The sequence below is a fragment of the Flavobacterium ginsenosidimutans genome (assembly GCF_037478105.1).
Taxonomy (GTDB): Bacteria; Bacteroidota; Bacteroidia; order Flavobacteriales; family Flavobacteriaceae; genus Flavobacterium; species Flavobacterium ginsenosidimutans.
In genome coordinates, this window is the sequence record NZ_CP147988.1 from 860,558 (window position 1) to 882,043 (window position 21,486).

Below are 21,486 nucleotides of genomic sequence, written 5' to 3' on the forward strand. Positions count from 1 at the left end.
TATAGTTTAATTACTTCTTAGATTACTCCTTCCCCCAAATCCTAGTATTCAAATCCAATTCATGAACAATATCTTGCATAAACTGAACGATCGAAAGATCGCTAGTAAGTAAATCTGGAACTAAAAGCGAGGAATGAATAGGCGGTTCGAAGTAATTGTGAGACAACGGAAAAGCGATATACATTTTGGAATGAATAAACGAGATCGAAATCGTATCGTCGGATTTGCTGTTTAAATCCAAAATTCTCTCCATCATCGCAGGCGTTAAAATATAGCGCGCTTCAATTTGGTTTCTAGAATAGGTAACAAACTTGTTATCAAAATCAATGTTTTCGAGTTGTACTACTTCAGTATTTCCAAAACTAAAAACGTTTTTAGAAAACCACGCTCCAATGCTATCACCAAAACTTTTTGGACGTACAACTGTAGAAACTTCAAAGTTTTTATTAAAATCGGCAACAAAAACAATTCCTTTAAAAATGGTGTGCCATTCTGTTCTTGTTCCATTTTTAGTTCGAGTTTCCGTTTTATATTCTGCATGAACTTCGGCAAACCAAAAAGAGGTTTTATCGGCTATTCCGCTTATTAAATCCTGTGTTTTATAGCGATCTGGTCTTGTTGTAAAAAGTTCCGAACTTATAAACTCATATTCTGGAAGTCCACTTTGTGGCGTTATAGTCAGCGTGTCGTTGATGTCTTTTAACGCCGCTCCAACAACACTCATTTTATAAGTCAATTTGTATTTTTTGACATCCTCATCTATTCTAAAATACATGACAATCCCGATAATCAAAGGAACTAAACAGCCAATAATTCCCAAAGCAACAAATCGGATAAATAATCCAACAAGTAAAATTACCAACGCAAGACCAAATAAGATATAGCTGGTTTGATAGGTTTCGGCTATTTTTTTTCGATCAACTTCTAAGGTATTCAGAATGTCCTGCAAGTTTGCTTTCGAATTTATTTCTGAATCCATTAATTATTAAATAGTTCTTTTGCACTAATATTTTTACGTTCTTCTTCTGGTGTTTCTAAAACATCAATTTTAGTGTACGCCAGCATTCCTGCAAACATATTACCTGGAAACATCATAATCGCATTATTATAATCGGTCACTACTGCATTGTAAGTTCTTCTCGCTGCTGCGATTTGCTCTTCGCTTTCTGTCCAAGTTGTTTGAAGATTTAAAAAAATCGTATTTGCTTTTAGATCTGGATAATTTTCAACCGTAACCATTAAACCTTTTACAGCCGAACTTAATTCAGTGTCCAAACTTGCTTTTTCTTTGTCGGTTAAAGTTCCAGACGTTGCTTTAGCGCGAAGCTCAACAATTTTGGTTAAAGTGCTTTGTTCGTAATTTGTGTATTGCTTTACGACTTCAACAAGATTCGGAATCAAATCGAAACGTTTTTTTAGCATTACATCAATCGCCGAAAACGCATTGGTAACTTGATTTCTTTTTCCAATTAGTGAATTGTAAATGACAATTCCAACAATAAGAAGGAATACAATAAGTCCTAGAATAACAATCATGGTGTGTATTTTTTTGAATTGGTTATCGGCAAATATATAGAAAAGGCAGTAAGTTTAGCTTTTATTTTTTAAGATTTATATCACAAATTTTCATTAATTAAAATGACAATCAAAAATAAAAATTGCATAAAATCTATAGCTTTATATCCGAAATAATCCCATTTTAGCGTTATCAATAAACTGACTACTATAAACCCTCATTTTAAATGAATAAAAATATAATCGCACTCTATAATATAGCTCAAAAAGAAACCAGAAAAATACTTGGTTTAATGTCTGGAACTTCTCTCGACGGACTTGATATTGCTTTATGTGCTGTTTCTGGTTCTGGCGCAAATACGAATGTGAAAATCCTTGAATTTGAAACCATTTCTTATTCTGAAGACATTAAAAACGAGATTAGAAAAGTATTTGCAAAAAAAACAATCGATTTTCAGCATTTGGCTTTATTAAACGAGTGGATCGGAATATTGCACAGCGGCATGATCAACGATTGTCTTTCAAAATGGAACATTCCCGCAAACGAAGTTGATTTAATCGCATCGCACGGACAAACGGTTTTGCATGCACCAAAGTTTTTGCATCAGCAGGAAAAATTTCCAAACGCGACTTTGCAAATTGGAGACGGAGATCATATTGCGGTAAAAACGGGGATTATCACACTTTCAGATTTCAGACAAAAACACGTTGCGGCGGGCGGTGAAGGCGCACCTTTGGCGGTTTACGGCGATTATTTATTATTCGGAAAAAAAGGCGAAAACCGAATTATGCTCAACATGGGCGGAATTGGTAATTATACTTATCTCCCAGCCTCTCTAAACGCCGAGGAAGTTTTTGTAACCGATACTGGAACCGCAAACACGTTAATCGATATTTTTACCAAACATTATTTCCCTGAAAAAAGTTACGACAAAGATGCAGAAATTGCGCAACAAGGAACTGTAAATCAAGAACTTTTAAACGAATTAAAAAGCGATGATTTCTTCCAAAAAAGTTTTCCAAAATCGATTGGACAAGAGCTGTTTAATTTCGATTTTGTACAGTCGGCTTTGGTAAAATGTAACTTACAAAATATTTCGGCATCAGATTTGCTGGCGACTTTAACACGTTTAAGTGCTGAAACTATTGCAGAAGCAATTTATTTCACCATAAAAAACACTCCTATTTCAGCAGAAGATTTTCATATTTACATGTCTGGAGGCGGAACGAATAATCCGTTATTGGTAAAATGGCTAAAAGAATTATTGCCTTGCCAGTTTCATACTAGCGACGATTTGGGCATTTTAAGCGATGCCAAAGAAGCTGTTTTATTTGCGCTTTTGGCAAACGAAACCGTTTCTGGAGGTGATTATAATTTTGGAAACAGCAAAGGAATTCCATCTGTAACAATGGGGAAAATTTCGTTTCCTGATTAAAATTATAGCCACAAATTCACGAATTTAGCGCTAATCTATGCGAAATAAGCGCGATTAATTACACAGAATATGCTGATTGGATTATCTTCAATCATAAAAAAAATAATTCGTGAATTCGTGGCGGAAAAAAACTATTTTTGATTCCTGTTAAAAAACAATGAAATGCATAAAAATCAGTACTTAATATTCTCTATACTATTCCTATTTTTCTTTAATACAATTTTGACGGCGCAGGAAAAAACAATGTACCCAAAAAATGAGTTTAGAGGTGTATGGATTGCTACTGTTGTAAATATTGACTGGCCTAAAACTGCAACAGACAACGTAGAAAAAGAGAAAGCTGATTATCTTGAAATTTTAGAAGCTTACAAAAAACTAAATTATAATGCCGTAATTGTTCAGGTTAGAAGTGTTGGAGATGCTATTTATCCTTCAGAATTTGCGCCTTGGTCACGATTTTTGACCGGAAAAGAAGGTTTGGCTCCAAATCCGTATTACGATACTTTGGCTTGGATGATCGAGCAGGCGCACAACAGAGGATTTGAGTTTCATGCGTGGCTGAATCCTTATCGTGCAACTTTTGATTTAAATAAAAATCTTTTAAGTCCAAATCACGATCTTTTTAAACATCCAGAATGGATGATTGAATACGGCGGAAAATACTATTATGATCCTGCTTTACCAGAAGTTCAAGCGCATTTAACAAAAGTGGTTAAAGAAGTGGTTGATAAATATGATATTGATGCAATTCACTTTGATGATTATTTCTATCCTTATGCTGTTCCAGGAAAAGTATTTAACGATACTGCATCTTACAAAAAATATGGTTCAGGCTTAAGTCTTGCCGATTGGCGTCGTGCGAATGTGAGCAACTTTGTACACGCTATTTCAAACACGATTAAAGAAAGCAAACCTTGGGTTCAATTCGGAATTAGTCCGTTTGGGGTTTGGAGAAATAAATCTCAAGATCCAAGAGGTTCTGAAACACAATCGACTTCAAATTATGATGATTTGTATGCAGATCCAATGCTTTGGATGGACCAAAAATGGATCGATTATATTCTACCTCAATTGTACTGGAGCATGAACAATCCGAGAGCTTCTTATTCTAAATTGGTGAAATGGTGGTCTGAAAACTCAAATAATACTGCTGTTTATATTGGTCACGCTTCGTATAAAATTAGAGGTGATGGTGATAAAAGCTGGAATTATATGACCGAAATTCCAACACAAATTGATTTTTTAAGGACTTTCAAAAATGTTTCTGGAAGTGCTTATTTCAGTTCAAAATGGTTCATGGGTAAAAACTTTGATGTGGTTCGCCATTTAGAAGAAAATCAATATAAATATCCTGCACTTCCTGCTGCAGTTCCTAATTTACGCCATGTAATTATTGATACGCCAAAATTATCAGAGTATAATAAAGATAGTATACGCTATAACTTTACATTCCAAAGTCCGCTGAATACAAAAGTTCGTTATATGGTAGTTTATGGAGGTGACCATATTTCAAAAATCGATATTAACGACGCAACAAAAATCGTTGAAAAAGTAACGATAAAAGAAGTTGACGGAAAAATCACTTTCGCAATAGCGGCAGGAAAACTAAACCTGTACAAAGCTTGCGCTGTGACTTTTATTGATTACTACGCCAACGAAAGCGCCCCAACTGCAATAGATTTAAAAAAGCCATTTAAAAACTATATACCTGCTCAGCCAAATGAAAATAGATAACAAACCTTGGTTCTGGATTCCGCTTCTTAATTTTGCTTCTGGATTTCCTTATGTAATTATCATCTCCGTGTCGGTTTTGATGTATAAAAAGTTAGGCATAACTAATGAAGATATCGGTTTGTATACAAGTTTGCTCTATCTTCCTTGGGTAATCAAACCATTATGGAGTCCATTAGTTGAGCTTTATGGCACAAAACGAAAATGGTTTTTATGGATGCAATTGCTTATTTCTATTGCTTTTTTAATTGTTGGATTCACTCTTTCCTTACATAATTTTTTCCTTGTTACTTTAGCAATATTTTGGGCTGCAGCTTTTGCTTCTGCTTCAAATGATATTGCAAGTGATGGCTTTTATTTATTGGTTTTACCAAAAGAAGAGCAGTCCTTTTTTTTAGGAATAAGAAGTACATTTTACAGAGCTTCTATGATAGCCGGAAATGGATTAATAATACTTTTAGCAGGTTATTTAGAATATAAATACAGTGACAATACGAAAGCTTGGTCGTATACCATGATTTTTGTTGGTCTTTTAATGACTCTTATTACCATTTACAATTTCATTTTTACACCTAAAAACGAAATTAATTTCGTAGAAAATAAAGAACAACACCATCAAAGCTTTGGAACTATTTTTATCAGCTTTTTTAAGAAAAAACAAATTACAGTTGTTTTAATTTTTATTCTGGTTTTTAGATTAGGAGAATCACAGTTATTAAAAATGTTAACTCCCTTTTTAGTTGACCCAATCAAATATGAACTAGTACAAAAAACTGCAGACTTAGATGAAAAAAAGGCATTATACCTATATAATACCAAAGTAAAAGCAGGCATAAAACTTGAAGCATCAGAATTACAATTATTATATTCCAAATTACCAATTGTTGCTGATACCCGAAAAGAAAAAAAACCTGTATTAGAAACTCAACCCAAAAAAGGTGAAGAATATAAAAAAGTAAATGAAGCAAGAATTAATTTCGTTGATGAATTAATTACTACAAATGGAAATCAGGCAACAATCCACAAAGGTGGAATGGGACTCGAAACCGAAGATGTTGGTTTAATTTATGGAACTTTTGGCCTCATTGCTTTAACTTTAGGAGGAATATTGGGAGGAATTCTAATCTCTCAACAAGGTCTTACGAAATGGATGCTCCCAATGTTTCTAGCAATGCATCTTCCAATTTTAGGATTTATTTTATTGGCTTTCTTTCATCCAGCATCAATTTATTACATTTACGCTGTAGTTATTTTTGAACAATTTGGTTACGGTTTTGGATTTACAGCCTTCATGATGTATCTAATTCATGTTGCCGAAGGAGAATCAAAAACAGCGCATTATGCACTGGCAACTGGTTTTATGGCATTAGGAATGATGCTTCCAGGAATGTTAAGCGGATTTATACAAAAATATTTAGGTTATGGAAACTTCTTTGTTTGGGTTTTCTTAGCTACAATTCCAGGTCTTATTTTATCACGTTTTTTAATTTTCCCGAAAGATTTTGGGAAAAAATCTGAAGAAGTTTAAACCCCAAATCAAACTCTTACATATGGAAATCAATGAAAATTTGCAGGCCGAACGAAATCTGAAAGGAACTGAGTTCGAGAAAAACGGAAATCTTGAAAAAGCTATTGAGTTGTATGAAGAAAATGTTGCAGAAGGCTTTAAAGGAAATCATCCTTACGATCGATTAGCAACGATCTACAAAAATGAAAACGATCTGGATAATGAAATTCGGGTTTTAGAAAAAGCCATTTTGGTTTATGAAGAAATCACGGTTGAAGATCGATTAGAAGGATTGCCAAAACTTTTTCGTTTTAAAAACCGATTAGAAAAAGCAATTGAAACCAAAAAACAATTAGCCAAACAAAAGAAATCAAAGTTGAAATAAAACATTCTTTTAAACACATAGAAACATAGATTTTTTTTGTGTGAAAAGAATAAAAAAGAGAAACTCATTTCTCAACACATAGTCCCGAAGTGTCGGGATGTATTTAAATAAAGTGAAACGCCTTTTCCAAGAACTAAATACTATGTTTCTATGTGTTAGAAAATTAAAAGATACTAATCTAAACATTCTAAATCATGAACATAAAACGAACCAATTCGGATGATATTGATTTCATAAATCTGGTTGTTTTATTAGATCAAGATTTAGCGATTAGAGATGGTGAAGATCATGCGTTTTACAATCAGTTTAATAAGACTGATAAAATAAAACACACGATTGTTTATTACGAAAACGGAATTCCTGTAGGCTGTGGCGCTTTTCGCGAAAAAGAACCAGGCACGACAGAAATCAAAAGAATGTACGTTCATCCTGATCATAGAAAAAAAGGTATTGCCTCGAAGATTCTAAAAGAACTTGAAATCTGGGCAAAAGAAGTGGGTTATACTTATACCATTTTGGAAACTGGAAAAAACCAGCCCGAAGCCATTAACTTGTATCAAAAATTAAATTATACCATAATTCCAAATTATCCGCCTTACGAGGAAATGGATAATAGTGTCTGCATGAAAAAGACTTTATAATAATGAAAATTACAGCCGAAGCATTACGACAAAGAATAGGACAATTCTTTTTTCCTGCCGTTTTTATAAACGATACTGAAGAAAATATTCAGGAAACTGAACGACTTATAAAAGAACACAACATTGGCGGACTGACCTTTTTTCACAGCCGTGCGAGCGCTGCAACGAATTACGAAAGCAAGAAAAAAGTTGTTTTTAATGATGACAGTTACGAAAAAATCAAAGCATTAATTGTTCGTTATCAAAAAGCAGCTTCTACTCCACTTTTAATCAGTATTGATGCAGAATGGGGTTTGGCAATGCGTATCGAAAAAACACCGCAATATCCTTATGCGATTACACTTGGGGCTTTACCTGAAAACAAAGCTGACGTGGTTTATGAAGTTGGAAAACAAATTGGTTTAGATTTAAAAGCAGCTGGAATTCAGTACAATTTATCGCCTTTGGCAGATATTAATAATAATCCAAACAACCCAGTTATTGGCTATCGTTCTTTTGGTGAAAACAAAGAAAAAGTAGCCAATTTTTCTATTGAATATTTAAGAGGAATGTCGGAAGTTGGCGTTTTAGGCTGTCTGAAACATTTTCCTGGACACGGAAACACCAACGTTGATTCACATTTAGGATTGCCAGTTTTAAAGGAAACTCTGGAAGAATTATTAGAAAACGAATTATATCCGTTCATTAAAGGAATCGAAAATAATGTTGATTCGATTATGATTGGACATTTGGCTGTTCCAAGTTTAAATGACGGAAAAGATACTTCGGCAACGTTGTCAAAAGCAGTTATTCAGGATCTTTTACGCGATAAATTAGGTTATGACGGTTTGGTAATTTCTGATGCTTTAAATATGCACAGCGTTTCTAAATTGTATGAAACCAAAGGTCAATTAGAATGGGAAGCTTTTAATGCAGGAAATGATGTTTTATGCTTCGCCGAAAATGTTCCTGAAGGAATTGAAGCGATCTTTAAAAATGCTTCGCCAGACCGCATTTTCGAAAGTTATAATCGAATTATGAAAGCCAAAGAAAAAGCTGGAATTCTTTCTGGAAATACTTCTGCTTTAGGTGAATTAGATTTCGAAAAAACATCAAAAATAAACTTAGAAATTGCTCAAAATGCAATCACAAAAATCATCGATAACGGAATTTCAGATTTAGCTCTTGAAGCTCAGAAAAACAATAAATTAGCCAAACTGAGTTTATATAAAAATACTGAAAATGTATTCTTCAAAACTTTAAATGCAAAATTACCTTCACCCGAATTTGCTTTTGAAAATTTAGAAACTTCAGATATTTTGGCAATCAAAAATGAATTAGAAAATTTCGAAACCATCATCGTTTCATTATTTGTTCCGAAAGCAAAACCATTGAATAATTTCGAAGTGAACAATGAAGTTTTTGAACTGCTATCTCATTTACTTCAAACCAAAAAATGCGTAGTTTACGTCTTCGGAAATCCTTACGTTTTACCACTTATTCCAAATCTAAAAAAGGCTTCAGGATTAATTCAGGCGTATCAGGATTTTGAAGAATTTCAAAAAACAGCAGGAATTCAATTTATAGAAAAAAATACTTTTAGCGGTGTTTTACCAGTAAATATTGATATTCAATAAGTTAAAACTTAAAATAGTCAAAATTTATCAACTTATAAATTTTTATAATCACATCTTATTGTAAGAACCTGTACTTATGCCCTACTTTTGCACCAAATAAATTTTTAACGTAAAACGAATATTATGTCTTTAGTAGGAAAAAAATTCCCAAGTATTGCAGTAGATGCTATCTCAGAAATGGGTGACAATTTAAAAATCAACATTTTTGAAGAAGCAGTAAACAACAATAAAAAAGTACTTTTATTTTGGTACCCAAAAGATTTTACTTTTGTATGTCCAACTGAATTACACGCCTTTCAAGCTGCATTACCTGAATTCGAAAAAAGAAATACTATCGTAATTGGTGCTTCTTGCGACACAAACGAAGTTCACTTTGCTTGGTTAAATACTCCAAAAAACAATGGTGGAATCGAAGGTGTTACTTACCCAATCTTAGCTGATACAAACCGTAATTTAGCTAACATTTTAGGTATTCTTGATATCGAATCTACAAGCTATAGCGAAGATACAGATTCAGTTATCATCGAAGGTTCAAACGTAACTTACAGAGCTACTTACCTAATCGACGAAACAGGAAAAATCTTCCACGAAAGCGTAAACGATATGCCATTAGGACGTAACGTAAACGAATACTTAAGAATGGTTGACGCTTACACTCACATCCAAACTAAAGGTGAAGTTTGTCCTGCAAACTGGGAAGCTGGTAAAGAAGCTATGTCTGCAGACAGAATCAGTACAGCTGAATACTTAAGCGCTAACTAAGCTGCTAAGATACTAAGGTTCTAAGTTGCTAAGTTTTTTTAACTTAACTTTTGAATCTTAAATACAATCTACAATAAAAGTCAAGAGATTCTAAGATCAAACTTAAATCTTAGAATCTCAACGACTTAAAAATCTATCAAATAAATCCACACAAAGTTATTCGGTTCGAGAGCAAACTTAGCATCTTAGAACCTTAGCAACTTAGTGTCTTAAAAATAAAACTTATGTTAATCGACTTAAACGAAGATACGTTAGCAGATTTAGTTGCTAAAAATGAAAAAGTAGTAGTGCAATATTCAGCTTCATGGTGTGGAAATTGCCGTATTATGAAACCAAAATTCAAAAAACTAGCGACAGAAAATGAAGCTATTACTTTTGTTTTGGTTGATGCAGAAAACTCTCCTGAATCAAGAAAATTAGCTAATGTGAGCAACTTGCCAACATTTGCAACTTTCGTAAACGGACAATTAGTTGGCGAAACGCAAACCAACAAACAAGAAGTTTTAATTGACTTGGTAAACGCAATTGCTTAAATTTAGACGAGTTAGACTGGCTTAGATTTTTAGACTTCTTAGATGTTGTCTATAATTTTAAAAAAGTCTAAGAAGTCTAAGAATGTCTAAAAATCTAAGAAGTTTAAAACTATGAAATTACCAGTAATTAAGCATTTAACGCAATTCATCGAAGAAAACGATCAGGATTACATCATTGAAACGATCGAAGTTCTAGAAGCGATGACCGAAATTCCTTCTCTAAAAGATGAAGAATTAGACGTAATCGGCGAATTGATTTCGAATATGTACGGTGCCCTTGAAGTGCAAAAATTGGTTGCTCAAGGAACAGATAAAAAAGAAGCTTTAAATACGTTTATGAAACGTGTTTTAGGTTCAATCGATAAATAAATCGACCTCTTTTTCAAATAAAAAAACAAAAAACAAGGCTGAGAAAGCGTTTCTGAAAGGAGACGCTTTTTTTTGTTTTCAGTGTTCAGTTTACAGTGTTCCGTTTTTAGTGTTCAGTCGCAGTATTCATTCACAGTTTTACGAAATCTTTGTCAGGCTGAGCGAAGTCGAAGCCCACGTAAAGCGAATCGACAAAGATTATCAATTTTAGATTGAGGAGTTACTTGTGTGAGCTTCGACTCCGCTCAGCCTGACAAGCCTAAACTAAATCTAAAATCTACCCTCTAAAATATAAAATTATTTAGATAAATTTGTGAATTCGTGGCCATCAAAACCTTAGCTTAATCTCTCCTTAAACCCTTAACAAATACTTTTAGATTCAAATATTAATCCTTACTTTTGAACCTCATTAATTTTAAACAAAAATCATGGCATCTATCACATTAGGAGGAAATCCAGTTCATACATCAGGCGAATTGCCAGCAGTTGGATCACAATTAGCTGACTTCAAATTAGTTAAAAACGATTTATCAGTTGCTTCTTTAAGCACTTTCGCTGGAAAAAAATTAGTTTTAAATATCTTCCCTAGTGTTGATACAGGAACTTGCGCTACATCGGTTAGAACTTTCAATGCAAGTGCTAGCGGATTAGAAAACACAACAGTTTTATGTATTTCTAGAGATTTACCTTTTGCTCAAAAACGTTTCTGCGGTGCTGAAGGTTTAGAAAATGTAGTAAACTTATCAGATTTTCAAACTGGTGCTTTTGGAAAAGCAAACGGATTAGAAATCGTTGACGGACCTTTAGCCGGTTTACACTCAAGAGCGATCATTGTTGTTGATGCTAACGGAAAAATCGTTCACACAGAACAAGTTGCAGAAATTGCAAACGAACCAAATTACGAAGCAGCTTTAGCAGCACTATAATATTTTCCTTTAAATGGAGTTTCAAAAAGATAATACATTTGTTACAGGTCGGTTAAAAAGTATGACTTATGCTTTTAACGGAGCTGTAAAATTGATTAAGACAGAACACAGCATTATGGTTCAATTCTCTTTGGGAATTATCATGACGATTGCCGGGTTCTATTTTCATATTTCTCAAACCGAATGGCTGTGCCAGACACTTGCCATCGGTTTTGTTTTAAGCATTGAAGGATTAAATACGGCAGTTGAAAAAATTGCCGATTTTATCCATCCTGATTACAGCAAACGAATCGGTTTTATTAAAGATATTGCTGCCGGAGCGGTATTTTTTGCCGCAATGACTGCAATTGCAATAGGCTTGATTATTTATATCCCAAAATTTATTTAGGCAAAGGAAAACGCAAGAATGGCAAAAAATAAAAAAGAAACTGTAGATAAAAAAAACGAAAAACAGGAAGGAGTTAAAAGATCATTTAAGATATCCAAACAACAAAGGTTTGTTTTAGGATGCCTTTTGGTTCTTTTTTCTATTGCACTATTAGTCGCATTTATTTCTTTTTATGTAAACGGACAATGGCAGAATGACCAAAGTGTCGTAAATCAGCTTGGTGATCGTAGCGAAGTTGCTGAGAATTGGCTCGGAAAATTCGGGGCTTATCTTGCCGATTTGATTATTTATAGAGGTTTCGGACTTGCCTCTTTCATTTTTGTACGTTTATTTTTCCTGACTGGAATGTTTTTAGCATTGGAGCTTTCGACCCAAAAACTAAAAAACACCTGGTTCTGGGATTTATTTGCCATTATTATTGTTTCAGTATTATTCGGTTTCTTTGCTACTTCTGCGCCAGAATTAGGAGGAACAATTGGTTATGAACTGAATTTGTTTCTGCAAGATTATATCGGAAAGACAGGAACTTTGCTTACTCTACTTTTTGGACTAATTGTATATCTGATTTTCAAAATCAAATTATCGCCAGAAAAAATTCAATCGTATTTTGATTCTACTAAAAAAGAATTCAAATCAGAATTAGACACTTTAAAACCAGTAGTTCCACAGCCTGAAAGTGCTTATAATTTAGAAGAATTTGCAATTGAAGAACCTGAAAGCGATCCTGAAATAGATGATATTCACATTAAAACAGTTGATTCTCAATTTGAAATCAATAAAGAAGCATTGAAACCAACTATAAATCATTCTTCTGAAATCGAATTGAATCCAATTTTAAAGCCAATTACCCCAAAACAAGAATTACCATTAGTTTCTCCAGATGAAGCTTTTGTAATTGAAAAAGCAGAAGAAGAAGATATTATTGAAGAAAACCTGGCTTCTCGCCTAGTTGCCGATTTCGGATTATTTGATCCAACTTTGGATTTATCGAATTATAAATTCCCAACCATCGATTTATTAAAAGAATATTCGACTGGCGGAATTACAATTAATCAGGAAGAATTAGAAGAAAATAAAAACAGGATTGTAGATACACTTCGTAATTACAAAATTGAAATTGCACAAATTAAAGCAACCGTTGGACCATCTGTTACTTTATATGAGATTGTTCCAGAAGCGGGAATCAGAATTTCTAAAATTAAGAGTTTAGAAGATGATATTGCTTTGTCATTATCAGCACTTGGAATTCGTATTATTGCGCCAATTCCAGGAAAAGGGACTATCGGTATTGAGGTTCCGAACAAAAACCCAACTATGGTTTCTATGAAAAGTGTTATTGGGGCTGCAAAGTTCCAAGAAGCCGAAATGGAATTGCCAATTGCTTTAGGAAAAACTATTTCAAATGAAACTTTTGTTGTCGATCTTGCCAAAATGCCTCACTTATTGATGGCTGGAGCAACAGGACAAGGAAAATCTGTCGGATTAAATGCCGTTCTAACTTCATTGTTATACAAAAAACATCCAGCAGAAGTAAAATTTGTTTTAGTTGACCCTAAAAAAGTAGAGCTAACGCTTTTCAATAAAATTGAAAGACACTATTTAGCCAAACTTCCAGATACAGAAGACGCTATTATTACAGATAACGCAAAAGTGGTTAATACTTTAAATTCGTTATGTACTGAAATGGACAACCGCTATTCTTTATTAAAAGATGCGATGGTTCGTAACATTAAAGAATACAACGATAAATTCAAGTCTAGAAAATTAAATCCTGAAGCTGGCCACCGATTTTTACCATACATCGTTTTGGTTGTCGATGAGTTCGCAGATTTGATCATGACTGCTGGAAAAGAAGTTGAAGTTCCGATTGCGCGTTTGGCTCAATTAGCGCGTGCTATTGGTATTCACTTGATTATTGCAACACAAAGACCTTCTGTAAACGTTATTACAGGTTTAATTAAAGCCAATTTCCCTGCGAGAATTGCATTTAGAGTAACTTCTAAGATTGATTCTAGAACAATTTTAGATACGCAAGGAGCCGATCAGTTAATTGGACGAGGAGATTTATTATATACAAACGGAAACGACGTGATTCGTGTTCAATGTGCTTTCATTGACACACCAGAGGTTGAAAAAATTACAGATTTTATTGGCGGACAAAAAGCTTATGCCACAGCTTATTTACTTCCAGAGTTTGTTGGAGAAGAAAGTGGCATTAATCTTGATATAGATATTTCCGAAAGAGATACTTTATTTAGAGAGGCGGCAGAGATAATTGTCAATGCTCAGCAGGGTTCTGCTTCTTTATTGCAGCGAAAATTAAAATTAGGATACAACAGAGCAGGTCGTTTAATCGATCAGCTGGAAGCAGCAGGTATTGTTGGTCCGTTTGAAGGCAGTAAAGCCAGAAGCGTAAATATTTTAGACTTAAGTGCTCTTGATCAATTTTTTAATAATGAACAAAATTAATCCAATCATGAAAGCAAAAATTCAAGAAATCAACAACAATTCTATCACAAACATGACTAAAAAGTGTTTTCAAATGGCATTTATATTGCTTTTGAGCTTCACTTCTATTCAGGCTCAAGATAAAAAAGCGAAAGATTTATTGAACGAAGTAACTTCTAAAATAAAAAGCTACGACAATATTGTTATCGATTTTAAATATTCTTTGAATAATGCCAAAGAAAACATCAATCAAGACAGTAAAGGAAATGTTACAATGAAAGGAAATCAATATGTATTGAATTTCATGGGCGTTACTAAAATTTTTGACGGTCAAAAAACCTACACTATTGTTCCTGAAGACGAAGAAGTTACTATTTCTAAAGTAAACGAGAAAGACGACAACGCAATTACGCCTTCAAAAATGCTTACTTTCTTTAATTCTGGCTACAAATACAATATGGATATTGTACAAAATGTAAAAGGAAGAAAGATTCAATACATCAAACTGGTTCCTACGAGCGGAAAAGATCAAAGAAAAGAAATTTTGTTAGGTATTGACGTTCAGACAAAACACATCTATAATCTGATTGAAACTGGAAAAAACGGAACAAAAACAACTTTAACCGTTAATTCTTTTAAAACCAATCAGCCATTATCAAAAAATCAATTTACCTTTGTAGCGAGTAAATACCCGAAATACTACATTAATAAATTAGATTAATCAGAAGGTTGAAAATTCTAGACAAATACTTATTAAAAACATTCTTATTTACATTTGCTACGGTATTTGTAATCCTATTTTTCATATTCATACTTCAAACAGTATGGCTATTTATTTCAGAACTAGCAGGTAAAGATCTCGACTTAATATTGGTCGTGAAATTCCTGCTTTTTTCTATGCCACGTATTATACCGTTGGTTTTACCGCTGTCGGTTTTATTAGCTTCAATTATGACTTTCGGAAATTTAGCCGAAAATTATGAGTTCGCCGCAATGAAATCGTCTGGAATATCATTACAAAGAGCGATGCGCGTATTGATTATTTTCATTTTTGTTTTAAGCATCGTCGCATTTTGGTTTGCAAACAATGTTATTCCATATGCCGAATATAAATTTGTCAATTTTAGAAAAAACATTGCACAAGCTAAACCCGCAATGGCAATTGCGGAAGGTCAGTTTAATGATGTTGGAACTTATAACATTAAGGTAAACAAGAAATCTGGCGAAAATGGTAATCATCTTACTGGTGTGACTATTCATGAGAAAGCGAATAATATGGGTGAAAATAAAACCGTTATTAAATCGAAAACTGGTGAATTAATTAGTAGTGAAAAATCAAGCATCTTAAAACTGGTCTTAAATGACGGTTATTATTACCAAGATGTAACTCCAAAAAAATACGAGGATCGTGCAAAATTGCCTTTTATCAAAGGAAAATTTAAAACGCAGATCATCAATATAGACTTATCTGAATTAAATAAAGTTGACGACAGCAAGGAAAGCATTGCAGGCACTAATGCAATGTTAAATGTTAGTGAGTTGCGATATACTTTAGATTCGCTAAGCAAAAATTTAGATAACGAAATCGTTTCTTTTTCTGAAAACATTAATCAGCGTGTTGGACTTAGAAAAACCAATCCTGCTGTAAAAAAAGATTTAAAGAAAAAACAACTGCCAAATGAGCTTTTGTCTATGTATTCTAACAAAGACCAAGTCGATATTTTGAAGATGGCGGGAAGTAATATAACTAGCAATATCTATTCTATAGAAACTACGCAGAAAGATTTAAAAGACAAACAACGCGAGATTAATAAACATTTGAGTGCATTATACGAAAAATTCGTAATTGCTTTTGCTTGTTTTTTAATGTTCTTTATTGGTGCTCCACTTGGTGCTATTATTAGAAAAGGCGGACTTGGACTTCCAATTGTATTCGCAGTTTTGATCTTTATTACTTTCCATTTCATCAATACATTTGGAAAACGATTATCGCAAGAAGGCGGAATGACTCCATTTTTAGGATCGTGGATGTCTTCTTTTATTCTGTCGCCATTAGCAATTCTTTTGACTTATCGCGCTACAAACGACAACGGATTAATCAATTTTGATGCGATTACAACTCCGATTTCACAACTATTTCAGAAAATCTCTGAGCGGTTCTTACCAGCTCAAAAGCAAGAATAATTATGTCAACAACAAAAATACAATTGAACACCATTGAGGAAGCTATAGAAGATATTCGTCAAGGTAAAGTTATCATTGTAGTCGATGATGAAGATCGCGAAAATGAAGGTGATTTTTTAGCTGCTGCTGAAAAAGTAACTCCAGAAATGATCAATTTTATGGCTACACATGGGCGTGGTTTAATTTGCACTCCTCTTACTGAAAGCCGATGCAAAGAATTAGATCTTCGCGCAATGGTTACCAATAATACTGATCACATGGAAACTGCTTTTACTGTTTCTGTAGATTTAAAAGGTCATGGAGTTACAACTGGTATTTCCGCTTCTGATCGTGCTAAAACAGTCCAATCTCTTGTTGACCCTAACACAAAACCGCACGATTTAGCTCGTCCTGGCCATATTTTCCCTTTAATTGCAAAACAAGGCGGTGTTTTAAGAAGAACTGGACATACTGAAGCAGCGATTGATTTTGCACGTTTGGCTGGGTTTAAACCTGCAGGTGTAATCTGCGAAATCTTAAACGAAGATGGAACAATGTCTCGTCTTCCTGAATTGATTAAAGTAGCAAAGAAATTTGATTTAAAATTAGTTTCTATTGAAGATTTGGTTGCTTATAGAATGCAACACGACAGTTTGATTGTTAAAAAAGAAGATTTTGATATCGAAACTCGTTTTGGAACTTTCCGATTGAGAGCTTATGAGCAAACTACAAATAAACAAATCCATATTGCTTTAACAAAAGGAACTTGGAATTCAGGAGAACCTATTTTAACTAGAATTCACTCTTCTCAGGTAAACAACGATTTATTAGGCACATTAACTAATAATGCGGAACAACAGCTGGACGATATGTTTAAAGTGATCAATGAGAACGGAAAAGGGGCTGTTATTTTCATTAATCAAGACATGACGGCTGTTAACCTTTTAAATAGAATTTCGGAGCTTAAAACATTACAATCTAATGGAACCCTAAAAGCTCCAAAAGTTATTATCGACAGTAAAGATTACGGAATTGGAGCGCAAATCCTTCACGATATTGATATTTCTAAAATAAGATTGGTTTCGAATACAGAACAAACAAAACGTGTCGGTATGATTGGATACGGACTTGAAATTATAGAATACGTTAAATACTAATATGGGAACAGTCGAAGAAAGAATTCTAAAATCGGAAACACGAATTTTCAAAGCAGTTTTTCCAAGCACTACAAATCATTATGACACTTTATTTGGAGGAACAGCACTGCATCTTATGGATGAAGTAGCATTTATCTGTGCTACACGTTTCAGCCGCAAAAAAGTTGTTACTATTTCTACTGGTCAAATTGACTTCAAAAAAGCAATTCCTGCAGGAACATTAATAGAATTAGTTGCAAAAGTTGACAGCGTTGGAAGAACTAGCTGTAAAATTCATGTAGATATTTTTATGGAACAAATGTATTCTGAGCTACGCGAAACAGTAGTTTCAGGAACTTTTTCTTTTGTTGCTGTGGATGAAAACAAAAAACCAACACCAATATTAGACGATTTAGATTAATTTTTTAAAAAATATCATTTTCGGAAATACTGATAATTAGACACTTGAAAATTATCTTTAAAAACTTTAAAAAAAAGTCCAAAAAAAGTTTTTATAACCGAAAAACCGTCTTATATTTGCACCCGCAATCAGGCAATGATAGCGACTTACTGGAGAAATGGCAGAGCGGTCGAATGCGGCAGTCTTGAAAACTGTTGACTGTAACAGGTCCGGGGGTTCGAATCCCTCTTTCTCCGCTGAAATTTGAAACCCTTAACTTTTGTTAAGGGTTTTTATTTTTTATCACAACTTCTCTCAGAAAAGCATTTTAAATTTTCGCTGTACATTCAATGCATATCTTAAATGAAACTTTCTATCGATAATATATGATTGCAACCAGGAGAAAAGAAAAACTAGGAAAGGAAAAATATTGGTTGTTTAGCTAACAACTTATCTATTTCGCATTGCTTTTATCAATTTTTCATTACGTCTGTCAGCTCTTGAATTCTGAAGCGATATGACAGCCCATATTGCAGCAGGCAACCAACCGATTAAAGTAAGTTGTAAAATCAAACAGAGTAAGGCTGTCAAAATTTTACCCCTTAAAAGAAAGGAGATACACGGAAAAAATATCGCTATAAGTGTCATCATTTTATTATAGTTTAGTTATATGTCGCAAATCTTGTAATTTGTTACTTAAAATCTCATCTCAAAGAAACTATCTAAATCTCGGGAAAAATTAAATTTTTCATAGAACAAGTTCAGACTTAATTGCATTCTTTGCGTTTTCGCTTCACTTTGAAACCTTTAGCTTTATCATGGATTTTCTTTTTTTATGCGACAATCATTTTCTTTATAAATAGTTTCAAAAAAGTTTTCACAATCAAAAAAACAACTTATATTTGCACTCGCAATCACAAAATGATAGCGACATACTGGAGAAATGGCAGAGCGGTCGAATGCGGCAGTCTTGAAAACTGTTGACTGTAACAGGTCCGGGGGTTCGAATCCCTCTTTCTCCGCCAGATGAAGTTTCCCAAAAGAAACTTAAAAAAAATAAAGCCTTTAAACATAACGTTTAAAGGCTTTTTTATTTTCGTTCTTCTTATTAATCAACAGCTTGCATTATTATCTATAATTACAGTTACTGCTCCTGAACTATATTCTGGTGTGCTTACTAAAACAACTGTACGATCACCGAACAAATCATAAGACAAACCTTGCGGACCTATTCCTGTTTTCGAAAAACTATATTTTTGAACATTTAAATAATTCCACTTTTTAGTTGCTAAACTTGCTGGTTTTTCTATTTCTTCAGTACTCCATTGAAGGTCACTTATCATGATTTTTTTTGCATTCTTCAAATAATTCAATCCTCTTGAATAATCTGAAGGAAGATCACTTGGTATCAAATAGTCTATATCATTTGATTTGTAGCCCACTTTCGCTAATTTTTGGCTAACAATATCTTCAATCTCTACAAATGGTTTATTAATAAGATTTTGAAAAAAGCTAAGTTCTTTTTTATCACGTTTAATTTGATGAATGTCTGCATGGCACATTTGATCAATCAAAACCACACCTTTTGGATGCTCTATCAAATAACTTGATACAGGAAGCCAGACTTTACATTTAACTGGTTTTGCAATTCCAGTATAGGAAAATGTACGGAAGTTATTATTTTCATTGAAAGAAAGAAATCTATCGACTCTTACTTGACCGTTGTGCAAATTGTGAACTTTAATTTCCATAATCAAATCGTATTTATTATTGGATAATTATTTAATTCTAAAGATAAAAAAACAGATCTTACAATGATTACAATTCAAAGAAAAAATCCTTTTCGAGTGATCTTAAAAAGATAGGAAGCAAAAATTAATTCACTCCCTATCGAAACTAAAAAACTCAATTATTATATAAATCTTTAATTGTAACCTGGGTTTTGTGTCAAGTTGCTATTCGTGTCAATTTCAGACTGTGGTATTGGTAAAATACTTCTGAAATCGCCGTTTGGTGTATGAGTAAACCATGATTTTTTAGTAAAAACTCCAAATCGGATTAAGTCTTGTTTTCTGTGTGCTTCGCCAATAAACTCCCAGCCAAGTTCATCTAAGAATCCTCCATATTGAATATCGGCTCCTCCTTCTAATTTAGTAATAACACCTGCTTCATAAGTTCCATATTTATAAACACTTCCTCCACTTAGTTTAGCTCCTGAAACTGTTGCTTTACTTGGATTTGTATTTTTAAAATCCCTTTGTCTAATTTGAGAAACAATTACAGCAGCACCTTCAGCATCTCCTGTTCGTAACAAACATTCTGCTTTGATCATTAAAGCATCTGTATATCTGTAAAAAGGAACATCATTACTTGTTTGTCCGATATCTCCAGTACCTATTTCATACTTAACTAATCTGTAACCTTCATTTGGTTCACAACCATTTACATTTGTCATGAAATTAATATACTCAAATTGCACCCCATCTACCATTATTGGCTCTCCTTTACTTGTGTATTGCTTGCCTCCTAAATAACAATCCGTTAACCTTTGATCATCTGGATCATAAGTATCAATAAATTGCGGAATTACTCCAGTTCCGTTCCAAGGACCTCCGCTCATTTCAAATGTTGCCTGACTCGGAGCCGCTAAAGATTTAAACGGCCAATAACTTCCTCCTGTTTTAACTTGATCAAAAGGAATAGATAGTATTTCTTCTGGAGATCCTTCATTTTTAATTTTAAAATTATCAGCGTAATTACTTGCCAAACTAAATTTTCCGCTGTTAATAATATCATTAACTTCGCTCAAAGCTTCATTCCATTTAGGAGTACCAATGTAGACTTCTGAATTTAGATATAATTTCGCTAAAGTCATCTTAACTGCCCATTTCGTAACCTTTCCGTAAGTATTTGTATTGTTTTCCTCACTTAAATACGGCAAGGCAGTTTTTAATTCAGTTTCAACAAAATCATATACTTCTTTTCCTGTATTTTGTACTGGCAGATATCCCGGAGGATTAATAAAAGAAGTCACAATAGGAACATTTCTAAAATTATCCAACAATAAATAATAATAAATTGCTCTTAAAGCTTTTAATTCTTGGATTACTTTTTCTTTATTTTCAATTCCTTCAATCTGCTCAATTTGATAGATCGCTCTATTTACACTATTTACACCTGTGTACATATAGCTCCAGTTACCTTCTGCATGAGGAAGAGTTGATCCCCATGTATGCAGATGCATTGTGATATAATAATCTCCCCATCCAATACCATTTCGCTGCGGAGTCACTAAACAGTCTGATGACTCCTCATACAAATCGTGTAAACCATCCCAATTCCAAAAAATCCCTCTGAATGATGTATAAGCTGGCGCAATGATACTCGTCAAATCTTCTTCAGTCAATACTGTTCCTTCAGCAGTTATTTTATCATAAACTGTTTCGTCCAAATTTGTACACCCGGTTCCTAAAAGAAGCAAGCCAGAAATAAGGATTTTATATACTATATTTTGATTTTTCATCTTTAAT

The 21,486-nt window shown here is 33.5% G+C and carries 21 protein-coding genes and 2 tRNA genes; 18 read left to right on the forward strand and 5 right to left on the reverse strand.

Features of this window, described 5'->3' with window-relative positions:
• Positions 1-22 precede the first annotated feature (22 nt).
• Complete coding sequence (locus tag V6624_RS04035) at positions 23-979, reverse strand: DUF3137 domain-containing protein (RefSeq protein ID WP_338840943.1); 957 nt, start codon at positions 977-979, stop codon at positions 23-25.
• On the reverse strand, positions 979-1,536 hold the full coding sequence (locus V6624_RS04040; RefSeq protein WP_111287759.1) for a LemA family protein: 558 nt from the start codon (positions 1,534-1,536) through the stop codon (positions 979-981). The genes V6624_RS04035 and V6624_RS04040 overlap by 1 nt, the downstream gene beginning before the upstream one ends.
• A 206-nt stretch (positions 1,537-1,742) precedes the next feature.
• Between V6624_RS04040 and V6624_RS04045 the strand changes: the two genes are divergently transcribed.
• From V6624_RS04045 to V6624_RS04125, 17 genes are all read left to right on the forward strand, one after another.
• Complete coding sequence (locus V6624_RS04045; protein ID WP_111287761.1) at positions 1,743-2,951, forward strand: anhydro-N-acetylmuramic acid kinase; 1,209 nt, start codon at positions 1,743-1,745, stop codon at positions 2,949-2,951.
• A gap of 162 nt (positions 2,952-3,113) precedes the next feature.
• Positions 3,114-4,685 (forward strand): glycoside hydrolase family 10 protein, encoded by a 1,572-nt coding sequence (locus tag V6624_RS04050; protein WP_111287763.1) that lies wholly within the window; start codon positions 3,114-3,116, stop codon positions 4,683-4,685.
• Positions 4,672-6,210, forward strand: coding sequence for an MFS transporter (locus V6624_RS04055; protein WP_111287765.1), 1,539 nt, complete (start codon positions 4,672-4,674; stop codon positions 6,208-6,210). The genes V6624_RS04050 and V6624_RS04055 overlap by 14 nt, the downstream gene beginning before the upstream one ends.
• Before the next feature lie 22 nt (positions 6,211-6,232).
• Complete coding sequence (locus V6624_RS04060) at positions 6,233-6,574, forward strand: hypothetical protein (RefSeq protein ID WP_111287767.1); 342 nt, start codon at positions 6,233-6,235, stop codon at positions 6,572-6,574.
• Between the two features lie 194 nt (positions 6,575-6,768).
• The gene (locus V6624_RS04065; RefSeq protein ID WP_111287768.1) at positions 6,769-7,215 is read left to right on the forward strand and encodes a GNAT family N-acetyltransferase; all 447 of its coding nucleotides are present in this window, start codon (positions 6,769-6,771) and stop codon (positions 7,213-7,215) included.
• Positions 7,216-7,217: 2 nt separating this feature from the next.
• Positions 7,218-8,831, forward strand: coding sequence for a glycoside hydrolase family 3 protein (locus V6624_RS04070; RefSeq protein ID WP_338840944.1), 1,614 nt, complete (start codon positions 7,218-7,220; stop codon positions 8,829-8,831).
• Positions 8,832-8,954: 123 nt separating this feature from the next.
• Positions 8,955-9,593 (forward strand): peroxiredoxin, encoded by a 639-nt coding sequence (locus V6624_RS04075; protein ID WP_012024184.1) that lies wholly within the window; start codon positions 8,955-8,957, stop codon positions 9,591-9,593.
• Positions 9,594-9,817: 224 nt separating this feature from the next.
• Entirely contained in the window at positions 9,818-10,126 is a 309-nt protein-coding gene (locus tag V6624_RS04080; RefSeq protein ID WP_007805605.1) for a thioredoxin family protein, read from the forward strand.
• Positions 10,127-10,237: 111 nt separating this feature from the next.
• Positions 10,238-10,495: a DUF6952 family protein gene (locus V6624_RS04085; RefSeq protein WP_008462029.1), complete on the forward strand. Its 258-nt coding sequence runs from the start codon at positions 10,238-10,240 to the stop codon at positions 10,493-10,495.
• 428 nt (positions 10,496-10,923) lie between these two features.
• Positions 10,924-11,421: a thiol peroxidase gene (tpx, locus tag V6624_RS04090; protein WP_111287772.1), complete on the forward strand. Its 498-nt coding sequence runs from the start codon at positions 10,924-10,926 to the stop codon at positions 11,419-11,421.
• Between the two features lie 13 nt (positions 11,422-11,434).
• A complete protein-coding gene (locus V6624_RS04095; RefSeq protein ID WP_111287774.1) occupies positions 11,435-11,809 on the forward strand; it encodes a diacylglycerol kinase family protein in 375 nt (124 codons plus the stop codon).
• An 18-nt stretch (positions 11,810-11,827) separates the two neighbouring features.
• Positions 11,828-14,278: a DNA translocase FtsK gene (locus V6624_RS04100; RefSeq protein WP_111287776.1), complete on the forward strand. Its 2,451-nt coding sequence runs from the start codon at positions 11,828-11,830 to the stop codon at positions 14,276-14,278.
• Between the two features lie 7 nt (positions 14,279-14,285).
• On the forward strand, positions 14,286-14,978 hold the full coding sequence (locus V6624_RS04105) for an outer membrane lipoprotein carrier protein LolA (RefSeq protein WP_317048483.1): 693 nt from the start codon (positions 14,286-14,288) through the stop codon (positions 14,976-14,978).
• 8 nt (positions 14,979-14,986) lie between these two features.
• Positions 14,987-16,441 carry an LptF/LptG family permease gene (locus V6624_RS04110; RefSeq protein WP_111287780.1) on the forward strand — a complete coding sequence of 485 codons (1,455 nt, stop codon included), beginning with the start codon at positions 14,987-14,989 and terminating at the stop codon, positions 16,439-16,441.
• Positions 16,442-16,443: 2 nt separating this feature from the next.
• Positions 16,444-17,577 carry a 3,4-dihydroxy-2-butanone-4-phosphate synthase gene (ribB, locus tag V6624_RS04115; RefSeq protein ID WP_162614973.1) on the forward strand — a complete coding sequence of 378 codons (1,134 nt, stop codon included), beginning with the start codon at positions 16,444-16,446 and terminating at the stop codon, positions 17,575-17,577.
• A 1-nt stretch (position 17,578) separates the two neighbouring features.
• On the forward strand, positions 17,579-17,977 hold the full coding sequence (locus tag V6624_RS04120) for an acyl-CoA thioesterase (RefSeq protein ID WP_109192322.1): 399 nt from the start codon (positions 17,579-17,581) through the stop codon (positions 17,975-17,977).
• A gap of 151 nt (positions 17,978-18,128) precedes the next feature.
• Positions 18,129-18,213, forward strand: a tRNA-Ser gene (locus V6624_RS04125).
• 193 nt (positions 18,214-18,406) lie between these two features.
• Here V6624_RS04125 and V6624_RS04130 read toward each other — a convergent pair.
• Complete coding sequence (locus V6624_RS04130) at positions 18,407-18,607, reverse strand: YqaE/Pmp3 family membrane protein (RefSeq protein WP_204251686.1); 201 nt, start codon at positions 18,605-18,607, stop codon at positions 18,407-18,409.
• 286 nt (positions 18,608-18,893) lie between these two features.
• Between V6624_RS04130 and V6624_RS04135 the strand changes: the two genes are divergently transcribed.
• Positions 18,894-18,981, forward strand: a tRNA-Ser gene (locus tag V6624_RS04135).
• Positions 18,982-19,068: 87 nt separating this feature from the next.
• Here V6624_RS04135 and V6624_RS04140 read toward each other — a convergent pair.
• Complete coding sequence (locus V6624_RS04140; RefSeq protein ID WP_338840955.1) at positions 19,069-19,707, reverse strand: hypothetical protein; 639 nt, start codon at positions 19,705-19,707, stop codon at positions 19,069-19,071.
• A gap of 173 nt (positions 19,708-19,880) precedes the next feature.
• Positions 19,881-21,479, reverse strand: coding sequence for a RagB/SusD family nutrient uptake outer membrane protein (locus V6624_RS04145; RefSeq protein WP_111287786.1), 1,599 nt, complete (start codon positions 21,477-21,479; stop codon positions 19,881-19,883).
• Positions 21,480-21,486: the final 7 nt, after the last annotated feature.

What these genes read in the sequence shown, in the direction of transcription:
- V6624_RS04035 (WP_338840943.1), bottom strand. Translation starts at nt 979, where the DNA reads ATGGATTCAGAAATAAATTCGAAAGCAAACTTGCAGGACATTCTGAAT.
- V6624_RS04040 (WP_111287759.1), bottom strand. Translation starts at nt 1,536, where the DNA reads ATGATTGTTATTCTAGGACTTATTGTATTCCTTCTTATTGTTGGAATT.
- V6624_RS04045 (WP_111287761.1), top strand. Translation starts at nt 1,743, where the DNA reads ATGAATAAAAATATAATCGCACTCTATAATATAGCTCAAAAAGAAACC.
- V6624_RS04050 (WP_111287763.1), top strand. Translation starts at nt 3,114, where the DNA reads ATGCATAAAAATCAGTACTTAATATTCTCTATACTATTCCTATTTTTC.
- V6624_RS04055 (WP_111287765.1), top strand. Translation starts at nt 4,672, where the DNA reads ATGAAAATAGATAACAAACCTTGGTTCTGGATTCCGCTTCTTAATTTT.
- V6624_RS04060 (WP_111287767.1), top strand. Translation starts at nt 6,233, where the DNA reads ATGGAAATCAATGAAAATTTGCAGGCCGAACGAAATCTGAAAGGAACT.
- V6624_RS04065 (WP_111287768.1), top strand. Translation starts at nt 6,769, where the DNA reads ATGAACATAAAACGAACCAATTCGGATGATATTGATTTCATAAATCTG.
- V6624_RS04070 (WP_338840944.1), top strand. Translation starts at nt 7,218, where the DNA reads ATGAAAATTACAGCCGAAGCATTACGACAAAGAATAGGACAATTCTTT.
- V6624_RS04075 (WP_012024184.1), top strand. Translation starts at nt 8,955, where the DNA reads ATGTCTTTAGTAGGAAAAAAATTCCCAAGTATTGCAGTAGATGCTATC.
- V6624_RS04080 (WP_007805605.1), top strand. Translation starts at nt 9,818, where the DNA reads ATGTTAATCGACTTAAACGAAGATACGTTAGCAGATTTAGTTGCTAAA.
- V6624_RS04085 (WP_008462029.1), top strand. Translation starts at nt 10,238, where the DNA reads ATGAAATTACCAGTAATTAAGCATTTAACGCAATTCATCGAAGAAAAC.
- tpx (WP_111287772.1), top strand. Translation starts at nt 10,924, where the DNA reads ATGGCATCTATCACATTAGGAGGAAATCCAGTTCATACATCAGGCGAA.
- V6624_RS04095 (WP_111287774.1), top strand. Translation starts at nt 11,435, where the DNA reads ATGGAGTTTCAAAAAGATAATACATTTGTTACAGGTCGGTTAAAAAGT.
- V6624_RS04100 (WP_111287776.1), top strand. Translation starts at nt 11,828, where the DNA reads ATGGCAAAAAATAAAAAAGAAACTGTAGATAAAAAAAACGAAAAACAG.
- V6624_RS04105 (WP_317048483.1), top strand. Translation starts at nt 14,286, where the DNA reads ATGAAAGCAAAAATTCAAGAAATCAACAACAATTCTATCACAAACATG.
- ribB (WP_162614973.1), top strand. Translation starts at nt 16,444, where the DNA reads ATGTCAACAACAAAAATACAATTGAACACCATTGAGGAAGCTATAGAA.
- V6624_RS04120 (WP_109192322.1), top strand. Translation starts at nt 17,579, where the DNA reads ATGGGAACAGTCGAAGAAAGAATTCTAAAATCGGAAACACGAATTTTC.
- V6624_RS04130 (WP_204251686.1), bottom strand. Translation starts at nt 18,607, where the DNA reads ATGATGACACTTATAGCGATATTTTTTCCGTGTATCTCCTTTCTTTTA.
- V6624_RS04140 (WP_338840955.1), bottom strand. Translation starts at nt 19,707, where the DNA reads ATGGAAATTAAAGTTCACAATTTGCACAACGGTCAAGTAAGAGTCGAT.
- V6624_RS04145 (WP_111287786.1), bottom strand. Translation starts at nt 21,479, where the DNA reads ATGAAAAATCAAAATATAGTATATAAAATCCTTATTTCTGGCTTGCTT.